The 14,417-nt window shown below is 54.2% G+C and carries 17 protein-coding genes; 9 read left to right on the top strand and 8 right to left on the bottom strand.

All coding sequences use genetic code 11. From position 1 onward, the window contains the following. Window positions 1-21: 21 nt before the first annotated feature. From SK51_RS08690 to SK51_RS08680, 3 genes are all read right to left on the bottom strand, one after another. Window positions 22-705 carry an oligogalacturonate-specific porin KdgM family protein gene (locus SK51_RS08690; protein WP_023306865.1) on the bottom strand — a complete coding sequence of 228 codons (684 nt, stop codon included), beginning with the start codon at window positions 703-705 and terminating at the stop codon, window positions 22-24. Between the two features lie 317 nt (window positions 706-1,022). Next, a complete protein-coding gene (locus SK51_RS08685) occupies window positions 1,023-2,201 on the bottom strand; it encodes an acetyl-CoA C-acetyltransferase (RefSeq protein WP_022649256.1) in 1,179 nt (392 codons plus the stop codon). A 92-nt stretch (window positions 2,202-2,293) separates the two neighbouring features. Then, window positions 2,294-3,160, bottom strand: a complete 867-nt coding sequence (locus tag SK51_RS08680; protein WP_023298525.1) for a LysR family transcriptional regulator — start codon at window positions 3,158-3,160, stop codon at window positions 2,294-2,296. A gap of 101 nt (window positions 3,161-3,261) precedes the next feature. On the opposite strand from SK51_RS08680, the gene SK51_RS08675 reads away from it, so the two are divergent. Together SK51_RS08675 and SK51_RS08670 are read left to right on the top strand one after the other, a co-directional pair. Next, a complete protein-coding gene (locus SK51_RS08675) occupies window positions 3,262-3,726 on the top strand; it encodes a multidrug/biocide efflux PACE transporter (protein ID WP_022651793.1) in 465 nt (154 codons plus the stop codon). A 116-nt stretch (window positions 3,727-3,842) separates the two neighbouring features. Beyond that, window positions 3,843-5,072 (top strand): amino acid permease, encoded by a 1,230-nt coding sequence (locus SK51_RS08670; protein ID WP_022649259.1) that lies wholly within the window; start codon window positions 3,843-3,845, stop codon window positions 5,070-5,072. A gap of 33 nt (window positions 5,073-5,105) precedes the next feature. Here the strand turns inward: SK51_RS08670 and SK51_RS08665 are convergent, their stop codons facing one another. Further along, window positions 5,106-5,378 (bottom strand): GNAT family N-acetyltransferase, encoded by a 273-nt coding sequence (locus tag SK51_RS08665; protein WP_023306867.1) that lies wholly within the window; start codon window positions 5,376-5,378, stop codon window positions 5,106-5,108. 10 nt (window positions 5,379-5,388) lie between these two features. After that, window positions 5,389-5,619, bottom strand: coding sequence for a 4Fe-4S mono-cluster protein YjdI (yjdI, locus tag SK51_RS08660; protein ID WP_022649260.1), 231 nt, complete (start codon window positions 5,617-5,619; stop codon window positions 5,389-5,391). Between the two features lie 452 nt (window positions 5,620-6,071). Here yjdI and SK51_RS08655 point away from each other — a divergent pair, with 452 nt between their 5' ends. From SK51_RS08655 to SK51_RS08625, 7 genes are all read left to right on the top strand, one after another. Next, window positions 6,072-6,260 carry a con-10 family general stress protein gene (locus tag SK51_RS08655; protein WP_022649261.1) on the top strand — a complete coding sequence of 63 codons (189 nt, stop codon included), beginning with the start codon at window positions 6,072-6,074 and terminating at the stop codon, window positions 6,258-6,260. 90 nt (window positions 6,261-6,350) lie between these two features. After that, window positions 6,351-6,848, top strand: coding sequence for a YciE/YciF ferroxidase family protein (locus tag SK51_RS08650; protein WP_003862851.1), 498 nt, complete (start codon window positions 6,351-6,353; stop codon window positions 6,846-6,848). Window positions 6,849-6,910: 62 nt separating this feature from the next. Beyond that, complete coding sequence (locus tag SK51_RS08645; RefSeq protein ID WP_022649262.1) at window positions 6,911-7,417, top strand: ferritin-like domain-containing protein; 507 nt, start codon at window positions 6,911-6,913, stop codon at window positions 7,415-7,417. 17 nt (window positions 7,418-7,434) lie between these two features. After that, on the top strand, window positions 7,435-8,307 hold the full coding sequence (locus tag SK51_RS08640; protein WP_022649263.1) for a manganese catalase family protein: 873 nt from the start codon (window positions 7,435-7,437) through the stop codon (window positions 8,305-8,307). A gap of 70 nt (window positions 8,308-8,377) precedes the next feature. Beyond that, window positions 8,378-9,781, top strand: a complete 1,404-nt coding sequence (locus tag SK51_RS08635) for a cytochrome ubiquinol oxidase subunit I (RefSeq protein WP_032676490.1) — start codon at window positions 8,378-8,380, stop codon at window positions 9,779-9,781. Next, window positions 9,781-10,791 (top strand): cytochrome d ubiquinol oxidase subunit II, encoded by a 1,011-nt coding sequence (cydB, locus tag SK51_RS08630; RefSeq protein ID WP_022649265.1) that lies wholly within the window; start codon window positions 9,781-9,783, stop codon window positions 10,789-10,791. Before SK51_RS08635 ends, cydB begins: the two co-directional genes overlap by 1 nt. Window positions 10,792-10,799: 8 nt before the next feature. Next, a complete protein-coding gene (locus SK51_RS08625) occupies window positions 10,800-12,425 on the top strand; it encodes an alpha-amylase family protein (RefSeq protein WP_023306869.1) in 1,626 nt (541 codons plus the stop codon). Here the strand turns inward: SK51_RS08625 and SK51_RS08620 are convergent, their stop codons facing one another. The 3 genes from SK51_RS08620 to SK51_RS08610 are packed head-to-tail and all read right to left on the bottom strand — an operon-like array spanning window position 12,426 to window position 14,409. Then, window positions 12,426-13,412, bottom strand: coding sequence for an SDR family oxidoreductase (locus SK51_RS08620; RefSeq protein ID WP_023306870.1), 987 nt, complete (start codon window positions 13,410-13,412; stop codon window positions 12,426-12,428). Window positions 13,413-13,428: 16 nt separating this feature from the next. Beyond that, on the bottom strand, window positions 13,429-13,947 hold the full coding sequence (locus SK51_RS08615; RefSeq protein WP_022649268.1) for a 2-oxo-tetronate isomerase: 519 nt from the start codon (window positions 13,945-13,947) through the stop codon (window positions 13,429-13,431). Between the two features lie 15 nt (window positions 13,948-13,962). After that, window positions 13,963-14,409 carry a DUF421 domain-containing protein gene (locus SK51_RS08610; RefSeq protein WP_022649269.1) on the bottom strand — a complete coding sequence of 149 codons (447 nt, stop codon included), beginning with the start codon at window positions 14,407-14,409 and terminating at the stop codon, window positions 13,963-13,965. Window positions 14,410-14,417: the final 8 nt, after the last annotated feature.

Genomic DNA, 14,417 nt, shown 5'->3' with positions numbered 1-14,417 from the left:
TTTAGCGAAGAAACTGGATTATCAGAAGGAGTACGCCACGCCTAAACGGAAACGGGTCTGGCGTTCGTCAGTGTCTTTAACCCCCACGTTGCCCACCTCAACATACGGTGCCCAGTTTTTATCCCATTTGTAGGCGAGCTTGGCGTTATATTCATTGGAATAATCTTTATTGTTATTTCGGGCCACGCCTTCAGAGCTTTTCGCGTAAACATAGTTCAGCTCGGTACGCCAGTCACCAAATACCCAACCGACCCACGCATCACCACGGTTAACTTTATCATCGTCCTTATTTGAGCTTGACGGGTAGCGGGTATATTCATAACGGTAACGCGCGGCCACGTAGAAGCCATTATCGAAACTATATTGCACATGCAGATTCGGTTTATAAATGGTACGACTGTCTGTGCTTTCAATCGTAAACGCAGGCGTCAGGGCGATATTGTCTGTCGCTTTCCAGCGCCAGCTAATCTGATCTTCGTGACCGTTCCCCACCACATCCGCGAATGGCTGATCTGCCTTGTCCCCGCCTGATTTCCACTTCGCCTCGACTGAAAAACCGAAGCCATTGTCAAAGCGGTGCGAGACGGCAACACGGTCGGCATTCGAGCCGCTGTCAATATATTCGTGACGCAGATCGACGGTAACGGCGCTAGCCGCAAAAGAGGCACTAATAAGGGAAGCAAGGAGCAGAGATTTCTTAAACATGAAAAAACCCTCAATTAAAATAACGTTTCGTTTTTATGAAACTTGAGTTTATTTTTTATGTACCGTTATTTTAGTGACAAGGATCGAAATTATTTGTTTCATTTTTTTTGGCAAAGATCGACGTGAACCTCATCAACAAAAAAGGCGTATAACGCATAAATTCCAGGCGTGAGATCACACTAAGAACTTCACAAAGCGAATAATTCACCGCGCAATAATTATTGTGGGCTTAAGAAAGAACGCAGAAGTGTTAAAAAAGGATTCTGCGGACATAAAAAAACCTCCCGAGGGAGGCTTTCTGTGCGCAGAGGGGGAAATTACCGTTCGATAGCCAGGGCTACCCCCTGCCCTCCGCCAATGCAGAGCGTTGCGATCCCTTTTCGGGCGTTACGCTTTTTCATTTCGTGGACTAGCGACACCAGAATGCGGCAGCCGGAAGCGCCAATAGGATGACCGAGCGCGATCGCACCGCCGTTGACGTTGACCCGTAGCGGATCCCATTCCAGCATTTTCCCGACCGAGATCGCCTGTGCAGCAAAGGCTTCATTGACTTCAATCAGATCTACATCGTTCAGCTGCCAGCCCGCCCGCTCAAGACAGCGGCGCGTGGCATAGACCGGGGCGATCCCCATTAACGCAGGATCAACACCCACGCTGGCAAACGCTTTGATGCGCGCCAGCACCGGCAGCGCCAGCTCCTGGGCTTTGCTTTCACTCATCATCATCACCGCCGCCGCACCGTCGTTAATGGATGATGCGTTACCTGCCGTTACAGAACCGAGCGTTTCGAAGGCCGGATCGAGTTTTGCCAGCCCTTCTGCGCTGGCATCGGTGCGCGGCTGCTCGTCGGTATCAACGATGAGCGCTTCGCCGTTCTGGCGTTGGGTACTGACCGGGACAATTTCATCGCGAAAACGGCCGGAGTCGATCGCTGCACGCGCTTTTTGCTGCGAGCTAAGCGCATACGCATCCTGAAGTTCGCGGCTGATGCCGTATTCCCGCGCCAGGTTTTCCGCCGTTACGCCCATATGGTAGTCGTTGAAGGCGTCCCACAGCCCGTCATGAACAAGGCTGTCAAGCAGCTGACTGTTCCCGAGCTGCGCGCCGGTCCGGCTGTCGGTCAGGACATGCGGGGCGCGGCTCATGTTTTCCTGCCCTCCGGCAATGACCACGTCCGCTTCACCGCACTGGATGGCCTGCGTCGCAAGGTGGAGCGCTTTCAAACCTGAACCACAGACGTCGTTGATGGTAATCGCCGAAACGGTATTAGGCAGGCCGCCCTTCAGCGCCGCCTGGCGCGCAGGGTTTTGTCCCGCGCCCGCGGTCAGCACCTGGCCGAGGATCACCTCATCAATTTCATGTGCGGCAACCCCGCTGCGTTCCACCAGCGCTCTTACCACCACGCTGCCGAGATCAACCGCAGAGTGACGCGCAAGCGCTCCCTGAAAACAGCCGATAGCCGTACGTAACGCACCCACTATAACGACATCTTTCATCACGACCTCTGTGCAAAATGACATGACGATAGTAGAGGATTGTTATCAACAATTGACGCAAATGTTTAAAATTAGTGAGTTTAGTCACAGGATTATCGTGCGTCCTGCAAGTACTGGCGCAGCCAGCTTCCGGCGACGCCGGGCGGGGTTCTTTTGTTCCATACCAGATCGATGGCAATCGACCTCGGCCAACCCGGCACGTTCAGCTGCACCAGCGATTTCGATGCGGCAAATTCGTCGACCAGCGCGCAGGGTAACGCGCACCAGCCAAAGCCCTGTACCGCCATGCTTAGCAGCAGCAGGTAGTTCGGCGCAGACCAGACCGGCCCGCGCGCAAGGGGCGCTTCCCGTTCAAGATAGGTACTCAGCCGCAGCTCGCGCCAGCCATGCAGCTCGTCCGCCTGCGTCTCATGTTGCCCTGCCAGAGGATGTCCGGCAGAAACGTAAATAGCCATCCGCGTCTGCATAGGCAGACGGGTCGCGCCAATATCGGTCGGGTAGCTGTCGCGTGCTTCCGTCAGGCCAATTTGCGCCCGCTCCTTTTGCAGCAGATCGATCACGTCCTCCTCTTCCCCAATCAGGCACTCAAATTCGGTGTGCGGAAAACGCTGGTCGAACTGGCTCATCATCTCTTCCAGCACGGTCGGGTTAAGCGTATCGGAGAGAACAAAGGTAAAACGCGCCTCCGTTTGCGCTGTTAAGGATACGGCCAGCTCATCAAGGCGCGCGCTGGCGGCGAGGATTGACTGGACATAGCCCAGCACCTGTTCACCCTGGGCGGTTAACACCGGGTGACGCGCCGAGCGATCAAACAGCTCAAAGCCAAGGTCAGCTTCAAGGTTGGCGATGGAGGTGCTGATGGTGGACTGGCTTTTACGCAGCCGTCGTGCCGCAGCTGAAAACGAACCTGCGGCGACAGTTTCAACAAACGCGGTCAGTGCTTCGGGAGAATAACGCATGATGTATCTACTTTATCGATGGATACCATCTTTTATATATCACCTTAAGCGATAAGAATAGGCCGCATCAACGCCCATACTGGCGTCTTTATGAGGTAAATATGCAACATCAGGATGCACTCCAACGTAAATTGCCGGAGCGGATCTTCCATGCCGTCTGTTTTGAAGGTATTGCTACGGCGATCCTCGCCCCTACGGCCGCGTGGCTAATGCAGCGCTCGGTGGTTGAAATGGGGGGTCTCACTATTATTCTGGCGACCACGGCAATGCTCTGGAACATTATCTATAACTTTGGCTTCGACCGTTTCTGGCCCGTTCAGCGGGTGAAGCGCACGGCAAAAGTGCGCGCCCTGCATGCGCTGGGTTTTGAATGCGGCTTTATTGTGATTGGCGTAACCATCGTTGCCGCCGTGCTGGGCGTGACGCTGCTCCAGGCCTTCACGCTGGAGATTGGTTTCTTCCTGTTCTTCCTGCCGTACACCATGCTCTACAACTGGGCGTATGACACCCTGCGGGAGAAAATTATCAAGCGCCGCCAGCAACGTCGCGCCCTGGCAAGCGAATGACCTTCCGGCCGGAGACCTTCTCCGGCCCAACCCCAGCGAAGCAACGGCGACCTCAACGCATAATTATGGTAAATTGCACTCCTTTTTGTTCGTTTTATAGTTGATACGTTGCTCTAATGTCGAAAATTTGGTCAAAAGAAGAGACTCTCTGGAGTTTCGCCCTCTACGGCACTGCCGTGGGCGCAGGAACCCTGTTCTTGCCCATTCAGCTCGGCTCTGCTGGCGCGATTGTCCTGCTGATCACCGCCCTTGTGGCGTATCCCTTAACCTACTGGCCGCATAAAGCGCTGGCGCAATTTATTCTGTCGTCGAAGACGAAAGGCAACGAAGGGATCACCGGTGCCGTTTCCCATTACTACGGCAAAAAGATCGGCAACCTCATTACCACGCTCTATTTCGTGGCCTTCTTTGTGGTGGTTCTGATTTACGCGGTGGCGATAACCAACTCACTTACTGAACAGCTGGCGAAACGGATGACGGTGGATACCAGCGTGCGGATGCTGGTGAGTTTTGGCGTGGTGCTGATTTTGAATCTGATCTTCCTGATGGGGCGGCACATCACCATTAAGGTGATGGGTTTCCTTGTCTTTCCGCTGATCGCCTATTTCCTGTTTGTCTCGCTGTATCTGACGGGCAGCTGGCAGCCGTCGCTGCTGACCAGCCAGATGGCCTTCGACCAGCATACGCTGCACCAGGTGTGGATATCGATCCCGGTGATGGTTTTCGCTTTTAGCCATACCCCGATCATCTCGACCTTCGCCGTAGATCGTCGCGAGAAATACGGTGAAGAGGCTATGGGTAAATGCAAAAAAATCATGAAAGTGGCGTACCTGATCATCTGCCTCAGCGTGCTGTTCTTTGTGTTCAGCTGCCTGCTTTCGATTCCACCGTCCTATATCGTGGCGGCAAAAGAGGAAGGGGTGACGATCCTGTCCGCGCTGTCGATGATGCCTTCGTCCCCGGCATGGCTGGGCATTTCCGGCATTATCGTGGCAATTATAGCGATGTCGAAATCGTTCCTCGGCACCTATTTTGGCGTGATTGAAGGGGCAACGGAAATTGTGAAATCGTCGCTGAATCAGGTGGGGGTGAAGAAAAGTCGCGCCTTTAACCGCGCGGTTTCGATTCTCGGCGTGTCGCTGATTACCTTTGCGGTCTGCTGCATCAACCCGAATGCGATCTCCATGATTTACGCCATCAGCGGTCCGCTTATCGCCATGATCCTGTTCATCATGCCGACGCTGTCGACGTACCTGATCCCGTCGTTAAAACCGTACCGCTCCATCGGCAACCTGCTGACGCTGATTGTGGGTGTGCTGTGTGTGTCGGTGATGTTTGTCGGTTGAGTGTGCTGCCCGGCGCAATGCCGGGCATCTGTTTTACGCCCGAATATCGTCATACTCCCGCGTATTATCAAACTCATGCTTCGCAAACGGACACAGCGGGATAATTTTACGGTTCTCCCCGCGCATCTTCTCTACCACCTTTGCCACCAGCTGTTTACCCACTCCCTGCCCTTTCAGGCTCGGATCCACATCGGTGTGCTCGATGATGCTCAGATGCTCGCCGGTCGGGACAAAGACGATCTCCGCAACCTGATTGCCTTCGGCGTCGTTGACATAAAAATTGTTATGGCCTTCAAGAATATTCATGGTTCCTCACTTATTTTAGGCGGTACTTCAGCGCACCGCTCGGGCAGGTATCAATTACGCGCGCAACAGTTTCTGCATCCACTTCATCCGGTGCGATCCAGGGTTTACGCTTCAGGTCGAACAGCGCCGCGCTGCCGCGTACGCAGTTGCCCGAGTGTTTGCAGATCCCTGTGTTGAAGTAGACATCGATTTTCTCACCGGTATAGGCCCGGTACCCTGCATCCAGTAGCTCCTGATCCATGACATTGCCTCTGTAATTATTGTGGTGACAAATGCAGCATACCCTCACCCGATCCGCCTGACCACGTCAAAAACGACGATCGGATACACTGTTTCGGCTCGTTATTTTACTTTTCGCTTAAGACTATTCCGATTATAAAGAATCAGGTCGGCAAGATATATTTTTGCGCTACGTCAATTCTTGTAATCATTTCCGCCGCGTTCATATTAAGATTATTAGCTAAGCGGAATCCTAACGACACAAGTTATTTATCCCTAAGCAATGGATTTACTTCCAATTTTCAAAAAACGTAACGAAGCGGTATTTTCCCCGCATCTCTGGAAATGGCGCAAAACAACCCAGACAGGAAATTTGACTCTTCTCACATAACGACTAATGTTAATTTCTGAACGACAACTGATACGAATTACTTATCGTATCACCTGACATAAACGCAACATGAGGGTTGATATATGGCAGAGCAACATCGTGGTGGTTCCGGTAATTTCGCGCAAGACCGTGAAAAAGCATCAGAAGCTGGACGTAAAGGCGGCCAGCATAGCGGCGGTAATTTCAAAAACGATCCGCAACGCGCATCTGAAGCGGGTAAGAAAGGGGGACAGAACAGTCACGGCGGGGGCCGTAAATCTGATAACTCCTGATCTTATTTAAAGCTCTTCTAAATATACCGAGAGCATGCTGCGGGCCTGTCGGCTCGCAGTACCTTCCCTTTATTTCACTGGAGCGAATATATGAATATGAAAACTGTTGAAGATGTATTTATTCACCTGTTATCCGATACCTACAGCGCTGAGAAGCAGCTGACCCGCGCGCTAAGCAAGTTAGCCCGTGCCGCATCAAGCGAGAAGCTGAGCGCTGCCTTCACGGCTCACCTTGAGGAGACGCAGGGACAGATCGAACGTATCGATCAGATTATTGAGCAGGAATCTGGCCTCAAGCTGAAGCGCATGAAATGCGTTGCAATGGAAGGCTTAATTGAAGAAGCCAACGAAGTTATTGAGAGCACTGAGAAAAACGAAGTGCGTGACGCTGCATTAATTGCCGCCGCACAGAAAGTCGAACACTACGAAATTGCCAGCTATGGCACCCTGGCCACCCTGGCTGAACAATTAGGCTATAAAAAAGCCGTTAAACTTCTTGCAGAAACGCTGGAAGAAGAAAAAGAAACCGATCTCAAATTAACCGATCTGGCTGTCGGCAATATTAATCAAAAAGCCCAGAAAGGATAAATAATAATTTGATGAGCATCAGCACCAACAATTAACCAGAAAATAAATCACAGGAGTTAATTATGAATCATGTAGAACACTACCATGATTGGCTACGCGATGCCCATGCGATGGAAAAGCAAGCCGAATCCATGCTGGAATCAATGGCCAGCCGTATTGATAATTATCCCGACTTACGTGCACGAATTGAACAACACGTTAATGAAACTAAACACCAAATTACCGTGCTGGAAGAAATTCTCGACCGCAATAATATTTCCCGTTCGGTCATAAAAGATTCCATGAGCAAAATGGCGGCGCTCGGCCAGTCCATTGGCGGCATGTTCCCTTCCGACGAAATTGTTAAAGGCTCCATCAGCGGCTACGTTTTTGAGCAGTTTGAAATTGCCTGCTACACCTCTCTGCTGGCCGCGGCCAAACAAGCGGGCGATACCGCCTCCATTCCAGCCATTGAATCCATTCTGGAAGAAGAGCGCCAGATGGCGGACTGGCTGATTCAACATATTCCACAGACGACGGAACAGTTCCTGCTGCGCTCCGACGCGGACGGCGTTGAAGCGAAAAAATAACGGAAGAGGGAGAAACTATGTTTCGACACGTAAAACAGCTGCAATACACGGTACGCGTAGCCGAACCGAATCCGGGTCTGGCTAATCTTCTGCTTGAGCAGTTTGGCGGGCCACAGGGCGAACTTGCCGCGGCATGTCGTTACTTTACGCAAGGATTGAGCGACGACGATCCCGGTCGTAAAGATATGCTGATGGATATCGCGACCGAGGAGTTAAGTCACCTGGAAATTATCGGCACCCTGGTGGGTATGCTTAATAAGGGTGCGAAAGGTGAACTGGCGGAAGGCGTTGAAAATGAAGCGGAGCTGTACCGGTCCATGACCGAAAACGGCAACGACAGTCATATCACTTCCCTGCTCTACGGGGGCGGTACTCCGCTCACTAACTCCGCAGGCGTACCGTGGACGGCGGCGTACGTGGATACCATTGGCGAACCCACCGCGGATCTGCGCTCTAACATTGCGGCCGAGGCGCGCGCCAAAATTATCTACGAACGGCTTATTAACGTAACGGACGATCCAGGTGTTAAAGATGCGCTGGCGTTTTTAATGACGCGTGAGGCAGCACACCAGCTTTCGTTTGAGAAGGCGCTCCAGTCGATCCGTAACAACTTCCCACCGGGTAAATTGCCTCCAATCGAAGAGTACACCAACAAGTACTACAATATGTCTGAGGGGGGAGAAGTTCGCGGAAGCTGGAACAGCGACAAGCATTTCGACTACGTGGAATCTCCTCAGCCAGCGGTCGATGGCGGTGACGGCGGCGCAAGCGTAACGCTCACAACAGAGCAGGCTACGCTGGTCAAAGCAATGTGCGCACGTACGAAATCCGATCCTAAAGCCGATCCGCTTACCGGTGCCGAGCTTGGCGCGGGTAAGAAAAAACCGTAACCGGTTTTGCCAGGCAGCCTGAGGCTGTCTGGCAATGCCTTGTGGGCTATCAGTTCCAGAGGTACGGAGCATGTTCGAGCTTGATGCGTTTCATCTGGCCAGGATACAGTTCGCCTTTACCGTCTCTTTCCATATTCTCTTTCCGGCAATCACCATCGGGCTTGCGAGCTATCTGGTGGTTCTCGAGGGCATGTGGCTTCGCACAAAAAATGATGTCTGGCGCTCGCTTTACCATTTCTGGCTGAAAATTTTCGCCGTTAACTTTGGTATGGGCGTGGTTTCCGGGCTGGTAATGGCTTACCAGTTTGGGACTAACTGGAGCGGATTTTCCCAGTTCGCAGGCAGCATAACCGGCCCTCTGCTCACTTATGAAGTCTTAACCGCCTTCTTCCTCGAAGCCGGATTTCTGGGCGTGATGTTGTTCGGCTGGAACAAGGTCGGCCCCGGCCTGCACTTCTTTGCCACCTGCATGGTAGCTCTGGGCACGCTGATGTCCACCTTCTGGATCCTCGCCTCCAACAGCTGGATGCACACCCCGCAGGGCTTCAGTATTCAGAACGGTCAGGTCATTCCCGAAGACTGGCTGGCCATTATTTTTAACTCCTCATTCCCTTACCGTCTGATCCATATGTCCATCGCCGCCTTCCTGTGCAGCGCCTTGTTTGTGGGCGCGTCCGGGGCATGGCATCTGCTGCGCGGCAACGACACGCCCGCTATTCGCAAAATGTTCTCTATGGCCATGTGGATGGCGCTGCTGGTCGCGCCCATCCAGGCAGTCGTTGGGGATATGCACGGCCTGAATACGCTTGAGCATCAGCCTGCCAAAATCGCCGCGATTGAAGGCCACTGGGAAAATCCGCCCGGCGAGGCTACCCCGCTGCTGCTGTTCGGCGTACCGGATATGGAGGAGGAGCGCACCAAATACGGGCTTGAAATTCCGGCGCTCGGCAGCCTGATCCTGACGCACAGCCTGGATAAACAGGTCCCGGCGCTGAAAGATTTCCCGAAAGAGGACCGCCCGAACTCGCTCATCGTCTTCTGGTCTTTCCGCATTATGGTCGGCATGGGGCTGCTGATGATTACGCTTGGTGTGCTGAGCGTCTGGCTGCGCTATCGCCGCCGGCTCTATCACTCGCGACCATTCCACTGGTTTGCCCTTTGCATGGGGCCAGCCGGACTGCTTGCGCTGCTCGCCGGGTGGGTCACCACCGAAGTGGGCCGCCAGCCGTGGGTCGTCTACGGCTATCTGCGCACGATAGATGCGGTGTCTCTGCACAGCACGTTGCAGATGAGCATCAGCCTGCTGGCCTTTATCGTGGTCTACTGTTCGGTATTTGGCGTGGGTTATGTGTATCTCGCCCGGTTGATAAAGAAAGGGCCGCAGCCTGTCGGCACGCTAACGTCTAATACGTCGGGCACCCCTGCCCGTCCGCTGTCCGCCGCCGAGTCTGTTCCGGAAGAGGAGAAGATCTGATGGGCGTCGATATCCCGGTCATCTGGTTTGCCATTATTGTCTTCGCCACGCTGATGTACATCATCATGGACGGTTTCGATCTTGGTATCGGCATGCTGTTCAGCTTTGTGGGCGATGCCAAAGAACGCGACGTGATGGTGAACAGCGTCGCACCGGTCTGGGACGGAAATGAAACCTGGCTGGTTCTCGGCGGCGCAGGGTTGTTCGGCGCGTTTCCGCTGGCCTACGCGGTGATTATCGATGCCCTGACCATCCCGCTCACGGCCATGCTGATCGGGCTTATTTTCCGCGGCGTGGCATTTGAGTTTCGCTTTAAGGCGACCCCTTCCCACCGCAAATTCTGGGACTATTCTTTTGCTGGCGGTTCCCTGCTGGCAACCTTCAGCCAAGGGATCGTGGTCGGCGCGATGATCAACGGCTTTGACGTGGAAGGGCGACGCTTTGTGGGCTCCTCGCTGGACTGGTTAACCCCGTTTAACCTGTTCTGCGGGCTGGGTTTGATTGTCGCCTATACCCTGCTGGCTACCACATGGCTGATCATGAAAAGCGAAGGCGCGCTGCAAAACCGGATGCGTGAGCTGACCCGGCACGTGCTGCTGGCACTGATCGCCGTTATTGCGGTGGTGAGTATCTGGACCCCGCTCGGCTGGCAGTTTGTCGCCGAGCGCTGGTTTACACTGCCTAACTTCTTCTGGTTCCTGCCGGTTCCGGTTCTGGTGGCGGTATTCAGCCTGTGGATCTGGCGGCTGACGCGCAATCCCGACAGCCATGCCCGTCCGTTCCTGTTAACGCTGGGCCTGATCTTCCTCGGCTTTAGCGGCCTGGGCATCAGCCTGTGGCCACACATTATTCCGCCGCACATCACCCTGTGGGAAGCCGCCGCGCCGCCTGCCAGCCAGCTGTTTATGCTGATCGGCACGCTGTTAATCATCCCGGTGATCCTGGTTTACACCGCCTGGAGCTACTACGTCTTCCGGGGCAAAGTGTCTGATACCGAAGGTTATCACTAAGGATTGCTATGGCAGGCTGGCATACACGCGCCATTATTTACCAGATTGATACCGCCCTGTTTTACGATCTTAACGGCGATGGTTGTGGCGACATCGCCGGGATCGCCGCGAAGTTGCGCTACATCCGCCGGATGGGCGCGACGGTTATCTGGATCACCCCGTTTTACCTCACCCCTTTTCTCGATGAAGGCTATGACGTAAGCGACCATTTGCAGGTCGATCCCCGCTTCGGCAAGCTCAACGATATCATCGCCTTTATTGAACAGGCGCGGGAGCTGGGGATGAAGGTCATTATTGAGCTGCTGATCCAGCACACCTCGGATGCGCATCCCTGGTTTCAGCAAGCCCGCCGCAACCCGCAGTCACCCTACCGTGACTATTATCTCTGGTCTGACACGGACGAGGACGATACGCCACCGATGTTCCCCGGCGTGGAAAAGAGCGTCTGGACATGGGACGACGCAGCGGGGCAATACTACCGGCATATGTTTTATCACCACGAGCCGGATCTCAATCTGGCCTCCCCGGCGGTGCTGAAGGAGGTTGAGAACATCATCATCTTCTGGCTAAAGCTCGGGGTGTCGGGCTTTCGCCTGGATGCAGCGTCGCACCTGACAAAACAGGCCGGGCGTGGAGATGAAAAACGCGGCCTGTGGATCCTGGAGCATCTGCGCCGTCTTATCGAACAGCGCAATCCGGACGCGATCCTGCTCGGCGAAGTCGACGTGGAGGTCGACGCCTACAAAGATTATTTTGGTCAGAATGACCGGCTCAACCTGGTGCTGAATTTCTGGCTCAATAAGTACTTTTACGTCAGCCTTGCAGAGAAGAGCGCACGACCGCTGCGCAACGCGGTGAAAAAGATGATTGTGCCGCCGGACTCCTGCTGCTTCGCCAACTGGCTGCGCAATCATGATGAGCTGGATCTGGAAGGGATAGGCAAAAAAGCGAAGCAGACCGTCATTGATGCCTTCGCCCCTGATGAAGAGATGAGCGTGTATCAGCGAGGGATCCGCCGCCGTCTGGCGCCGATGCTTAAGGGCGATCGAAAGCGGCTGGCCTTTTGCCATGCGGTCTTGTTTTCGCTGCCGGGCGTACCGGTCATGCGCTACGGGGATGAAATTGGAATGGGCGATGATTTAGATCTGGAGGAGCGTTACGCCGTACGCACCCCAATGCAGTGGGCCGGATCGCAGGGCGGCGGTTTCTCAGATGCCGACCCGGAAACCTTTATCGCCCCAATGATTGACCATGGTCCGTACCGCTATCAAAAAATCAACGTGGCGGATTCGCTGTTGCACCGCAACTCCCTCCTGCACTGCATTATCGATATCGCCAATACGCGCTCGGAGTTTCCTGAGATCGGCGTCGCGCCGTTTCGTCTTATTACTATCGACAACGATGCGGTACTGGGGATCTATTACGAAACCGACACGCGCAGCATTCTGACCTTCGTTAACTTCAGCGATAAGCCCGTTAATTTTACCGCCAGAGGGATCCGGCATGCGACCTGGACCGCATGCCTGGCGGACAAACGCTACGACGACGCGCTGGTATGCGGCAAAACCGTCGCGCTTAACCTCAGCGGCTATGGCTACCGCTGGTTCTGGACCGATCGTACCGCACTGCGCTGATTATCGTCTCCGCGAGAGCAGCAGACGCGCCACGATCGCGCCCGTAACGGCGAGGGAGCCGAGCAGCACTTTCCCCGGCATGCCGGAGGTAACGCTGGTGGCGCGCTCTTTTGCTTCGTCGGTGAAATGCCCGTGGATTTTATGCAGATCGTTAACCGGCTGATCCAGATAGTCCAGACGGTCATCCGCATTTAGCGTATCGGTCATCTGCCCTTCCCAGGCCTTTTTAACCATCAGCCGGTCCAGAAAACCGGGGAAAAGAAACTGCCCGACAATCGACTGGACGGTGCTGCTGCCCACCCATAGCTCCCGCACCGGTTTCTGCGCCACCTTAAAAATAGCGCTGGCGGCCACTTCCGGCTGAAAAACGGGGGGGACCGGGCGCATCGCCCAGGCAAATTTATTCCTCGCCCACTCGAACTGCGGCGTATTGAGGCCCGGCATCTGTACCATTGCGATCTGCACCCGGCTGTTTTCATGCATCAGCTCGGTGCGTACGGCATCGGTAAATCCGCGGATCGCGGCCTTCGCCCCACAGTAGGCTGACTGCAAGGGAATGGAACGGTAGGCCAGCGCGGAGCCAACCTGAATAATCGTTCCACGATCGCGAGGGGTCATTAACTCCAGCGCGGCGCGGGTGCCGTTAACATAGCCCAGATAGGTCACCTCGGTGACGCGGCGAAACTCCTCCGGGGACATGGTGCGAAACGGCGCCAGCATCCCGCCCATGGCGTTATTCACCCACACATCGATGGCTCCAAGCCGGTATTCAATTTCGTTAGCAGCATCGGTCACCGCCTTGCTGTCCGCCACGTCGGCCTGAACGGCACACGCGTTGATCCCGAAACGGCGCAACTCCTCTTCTGTGGAGCGCAGGCTCTGCTCATCGCGGGCAATAATGCCTACATCGTAGCCCGCTTTAGCAAAGTGCAGCGCCGTGGCTTTCCCCACGCCCGCCGTACCGCCGGTAATAACGATAACAGCCATAGCCTTTCCCCTTGTCTCAGACGTTATCCCACCCGGAGAGTATTTCGATCAGTTCAGACAGCGAATAACGCACCGCTTTTTCCACCACATCCTGACATTCACCGGAAAACAGCACGGTGCGGGTTTCCGTCTGTCCGCGAATATTCCAGCCGAAGCAGACCGTACCGGCTGCCGTGCCATCGTCTCCGCCTTCCGGTCCCGCATAGCCGCTGATGGCAACACCAATATCCGCCTCGGCAATATCGCGAATTTTAGCGGCCATCTCAGTAACCGTTTGTTCACTGACGGCGGTGAAGCGCTCAATCGTTTCGTGCCGCACGCCGAGGATCCTCTCCTTCGCCGCATCGCTGAACACCACCATGCCAACGTCATAAAATTCCGCCGTGTTCTCTTCGGCACAAAGCGCAACCGCGAGATTACCGCCGGTGCAGGACTCCGCCGTGGTTAGACGCAGTCCTCTTTCTGTGAGCGTCGTGGCAAGCTTTTTCGTCAGCTCGCTGATGGTCGTATTATTATCGTGAATAAGGTTGCTCATGGATGTGCCCCTTAGTTAATTTTCTTCAGGAATAATTGAAATATGGCCGTTACGCTCAAGGATCGCGTACTTAATATCCTTTAATTCCGTTATGCCGTGGTTCTGCCGTGCTGAAACCAATATATCATCGCAGGATACATCGACTTTTTTCAGTTTATCCGCAATGGGAATACCATTCTCTACCAATATCACCGGGGTGCCATCAAGAACATTCTCAACAGAAGAAGAATATTTTTTAATCAGGCCAAAAATAATATCCACCACCACCAGCGTTGTTATTGTAATCATCGCACCGGTGACGGAAAAATCTTCGCCCAGTAGCGCCTGCTGTGTCGCCTCACTGATAATTAAGAGCAAAATAAGGTCAAAGCTGGTCATTTGCAGCAGGGCGCGCCGTCCGGCGACTTTAAACACGATCACCAGAAACAGGTATATTGCCAGGGCACGAAAAACCATGTCCATATTCGACT

Source organism: Enterobacter sp. MGH85 (assembly GCF_001037655.1).
GTDB lineage: Bacteria > Pseudomonadota > Gammaproteobacteria > Enterobacterales > Enterobacteriaceae > Enterobacter > Enterobacter intestinihominis.
This window is presented reverse-complemented; position numbering and strand designations above follow the sequence as displayed.

Coding starts and splice junctions, on each gene's coding strand:
- SK51_RS08685 (WP_022649256.1), bottom strand. CDS start 2,201: ATGAAAGATGTCGTTATAGTGGGTGCGTTACGTACGGCTATCGGCTGT.
- SK51_RS08635 (WP_032676490.1), top strand. CDS start 8,378: ATGTTCGAGCTTGATGCGTTTCATCTGGCCAGGATACAGTTCGCCTTT.
- SK51_RS08650 (WP_003862851.1), top strand. CDS start 6,351: ATGAATATGAAAACTGTTGAAGATGTATTTATTCACCTGTTATCCGAT.
- SK51_RS08665 (WP_023306867.1), bottom strand. CDS start 5,378: ATGAATATTCTTGAAGGCCATAACAATTTTTATGTCAACGACGCCGAA.
- SK51_RS08670 (WP_022649259.1), top strand. CDS start 3,843: ATGTCGAAAATTTGGTCAAAAGAAGAGACTCTCTGGAGTTTCGCCCTC.
- SK51_RS08655 (WP_022649261.1), top strand. CDS start 6,072: ATGGCAGAGCAACATCGTGGTGGTTCCGGTAATTTCGCGCAAGACCGT.
- SK51_RS08690 (WP_023306865.1), bottom strand. CDS start 705: ATGTTTAAGAAATCTCTGCTCCTTGCTTCCCTTATTAGTGCCTCTTTT.
- SK51_RS08615 (WP_022649268.1), bottom strand. CDS start 13,947: ATGAGCAACCTTATTCACGATAATAATACGACCATCAGCGAGCTGACG.
- SK51_RS08640 (WP_022649263.1), top strand. CDS start 7,435: ATGTTTCGACACGTAAAACAGCTGCAATACACGGTACGCGTAGCCGAA.
- SK51_RS08645 (WP_022649262.1), top strand. CDS start 6,911: ATGAATCATGTAGAACACTACCATGATTGGCTACGCGATGCCCATGCG.
- SK51_RS08620 (WP_023306870.1), bottom strand. CDS start 13,412: ATGGCTGTTATCGTTATTACCGGCGGTACGGCGGGCGTGGGGAAAGCC.
- yjdI (WP_022649260.1), bottom strand. CDS start 5,619: ATGGATCAGGAGCTACTGGATGCAGGGTACCGGGCCTATACCGGTGAG.
- SK51_RS08610 (WP_022649269.1), bottom strand. CDS start 14,409: ATGGACATGGTTTTTCGTGCCCTGGCAATATACCTGTTTCTGGTGATC.
- cydB (WP_022649265.1), top strand. CDS start 9,781: ATGGGCGTCGATATCCCGGTCATCTGGTTTGCCATTATTGTCTTCGCC.
- SK51_RS08675 (WP_022651793.1), top strand. CDS start 3,262: ATGCAACATCAGGATGCACTCCAACGTAAATTGCCGGAGCGGATCTTC.
- SK51_RS08625 (WP_023306869.1), top strand. CDS start 10,800: ATGGCAGGCTGGCATACACGCGCCATTATTTACCAGATTGATACCGCC.
- SK51_RS08680 (WP_023298525.1), bottom strand. CDS start 3,160: ATGCGTTATTCTCCCGAAGCACTGACCGCGTTTGTTGAAACTGTCGCC.